The following is a 2,626-nucleotide window of genomic DNA, read 5'->3' as shown; positions in this document are numbered from 1 at the left end:
CGCCGAAGCTCTGGCCGGCCTGCGCCCGGCCTTCGATAAAGCCGGCAGCGTGACCGCAGGCAATGCCTCGGGCCTGAACGATGGCGCCGCCGGCGTCGTCGTCATGACGGCCGCCAAGGCCGCGGCCCTGGGCCTGACGCCGCTGGCGCGCATTGCTTCCTACGCCTCGGCCGGCCTGGACCCTGCGCTGATGGGCATGGGCCCCGTGCCCGCGGCCCGCAAGGCGCTGGAGCGCGCCGGCTGGAAGCCCGCCGACCTCGACCTGCTGGAAATCAACGAAGCCTTCGCCGCCCAGGCCTGTGCCGTGCACAACGAGATGGGCTGGGACATGAGCAAGGTCAACGTCAACGGCGGCGCGATTGCGCTGGGCCACCCCATCGGCGCCAGCGGCTGCCGCGTGCTCGTCACGCTGCTGCACGAGATGGTCAAGCGCGATGCCAAGAAGGGCATCGCCTCGCTGTGCATCGGCGGCGGCATGGGTGTCGCCCTGACCGTCGAACGTTGATACCCTCACCCAATCACAACAGGAGACATCCATGAGCAAGAAAGTTGCCTACGTCACGGGCGGTATGGGCGGCATCGGTACCGCCATCTGCCAGCGCCTGCACAAGGAAGGCTTCAAGGTCATCGCCGGCTGCGGTCCGAGCCGCGACTTCAAGAAATGGCTCGATGAACAGAAGGCGCTCGACTACGACTTCTACGCCTCCGTCGGCAACGTGGCCGACTGGGACTCCACCGTTGAGGCTTTCTCCAAGGCCATCGGTGAGCATGGCGCCATCGACGTGCTGGTCAACAACGCCGGCATCACCAAGGACCGCATGTTCCTGAAGATGACGCCGGACGACTGGCATGCCGTCATCGACACCAACCTGAACAGCATGTTCAACGTGACCAAGCAGGTCGTGCCGGGCATGGTGGAAAAGGGCTGGGGCCGCATCATCCAGATCAGCTCGGTCAACGGCGAAAAGGGCCAGGCCGGCCAGACCAACTACTCGGCCGCCAAGGCCGGCATGCACGGCTTCACGATGGCGCTGGCGCAGGAGCTGGCGTCCAAGGGCGTGACGGTCAACACCGTCAGCCCTGGCTATATCGGCACCGACATGGTCCGCGCGATCAAGCCCGAGGTGCTGGAGAAGATCGTGGCGACGATTCCCGTCAAGCGCCTGGGGACGCCCGAGGAGATCGGTTCCATCGTCGCCTGGCTGGCCAGCGGGGATTCGGGCTTCTCGACCGGCGCTGACTTCTCCTGCAACGGCGGCATGCACATGGGGTGAGAGCCGGGCGGCTCCCATCTGCAAAGCCGGCGCCAGCCGGCTTTTTGTTGCTTGCACCGCATTGGGGCGACACGGCAACAATTCCACGCTTGCCCGCGCAACGACCTGCGGTTGTGAACTTATCCCCTGAATCGGGAAGGCGGCCTGACTACATTCCGGCATCTGTGCCAAGCAACTGGCGCATTAGCAATGGGAAGAGCCGGATGAACCTTGTCTTTCTACCTGCCGTGAGCCTGATGCGCCGCCTGCCGATGGCGCACAAGTTCTTCATCGTCTGCCTGTGCTTTGCGATTCCGCTGGTCTACCTGCTGGTGGCGCTGGCGGGCGATCGCTCGGACGCCCGCGACTTCTCGGCCAAGGAACTGGTCGGTGTTGCCCAGGTGCGCCAGGTCAGTGGGCTGCTGAACGCGGCCATGGTGCTGAGAGGGAGCTCCATCGGGGTGAGCGTCAAGATGCCGGGCGCCGAGGCCAGGCGCGACGAAGCCCTGGTCAAGTTCAACGCGCAGGCTCAGGCGCTGGAGAAGCATATCGGCGCGGAGCAGGACCCGCTCAAGCTCGGCGCCGGCCTGGCTGCCGCGCGCGATAAGGCCAAGGCGCTGATCGCCCTTGGCGCGGCCGAACCCGAGTCGGTCGTCGTGGCCAGCTTTGCGCTGACCGACGCGGTGCAGTCCCTCGTCGAGCAGGCCTCGTCCGAGTCCAACCTGGCCCTGGACCCTGACGCGGATACCTACTACCTGATGCTGAGCGTCACCGATGCCTTGCCACGGCTGCGGGATGCTGTCGGCCGCATGCGCGCCCTCGGCGCCGCCGCTGCTCAAATGGGCTCGCCGCCCGCTGGCGTGCTGCAGCGCCTGCACCAGGCCGACACGGTGACCGAGGAATACCTGACGCGCCTGACCGCCGCACTGAACCGGGTTGCGGCGGCCAATCCCGAGGCCGTGAAAGGCCTGGACGTGCAGCTCGTGGACCGGATCCGCAAGGACTTTCGCGAGAAGTTCGCTCAGGGCTTTGTGCTGGGCGAGCCGCCCAAGGTCGATGCGGCCGAGTGGTTCGCGCTGGGCACGGCGCAGATTGCCGCGTGCGACAAATTGGAGCGCGCCGCGGAGGCGAAGCTGGCCGAACTCGTCACCGCGCGGGTCCAGCGCCTGACGCGTGACCTGTGGACAGCCATGATCCTGGCCATCAGCTTTGTCACCATTGCCGCCTATGCGCTGGTGAGTTATTACCTGGCGTCGCGCARCAGCTGCGCCGTGCTGGGCCGCCGCATCGAGGCCCTGGGCGCCGGCGATCTCAGCGAGACCCCGGCCCTGGCCGGCCGCGACGAGGTCGTGCTGGCGACGAATGCCTTGCGC

Annotated in this window: 3 protein-coding genes; all 3 read left to right on the top strand. The window is 66.7% G+C overall.

Annotation, left to right across the window (positions count from 1 at the left end):
* On the top strand, positions 1 to 505 hold a 505-nt coding region (locus AC1DU6_RS26820), incomplete at its 5' end, for a thiolase family protein (protein ID WP_477860837.1).
* Positions 506 to 536: 31 nt separating this feature from the next.
* Positions 537 to 1,274, top strand: a complete 738-nt coding sequence (gene phbB, locus AC1DU6_RS26815) for an acetoacetyl-CoA reductase (protein WP_056198408.1) — start codon at positions 537 to 539, stop codon at positions 1,272 to 1,274.
* Between the two features lie 203 nt (positions 1,275 to 1,477).
* A partial coding sequence (locus AC1DU6_RS26810; protein ID WP_477860835.1) for a nitrate- and nitrite sensing domain-containing protein occupies positions 1,478 to 2,626 on the top strand: 1,149 nt, incomplete at its 3' end.

This window comes from Roseateles sp. P5_B10, assembly GCF_056400485.1.
This window is presented reverse-complemented; position numbering and strand designations above follow the sequence as displayed.

Coding starts and splice junctions, on each gene's coding strand:
- phbB (WP_056198408.1), top strand. CDS start 537: ATGAGCAAGAAAGTTGCCTACGTCACGGGCGGTATGGGCGGCATCGGT.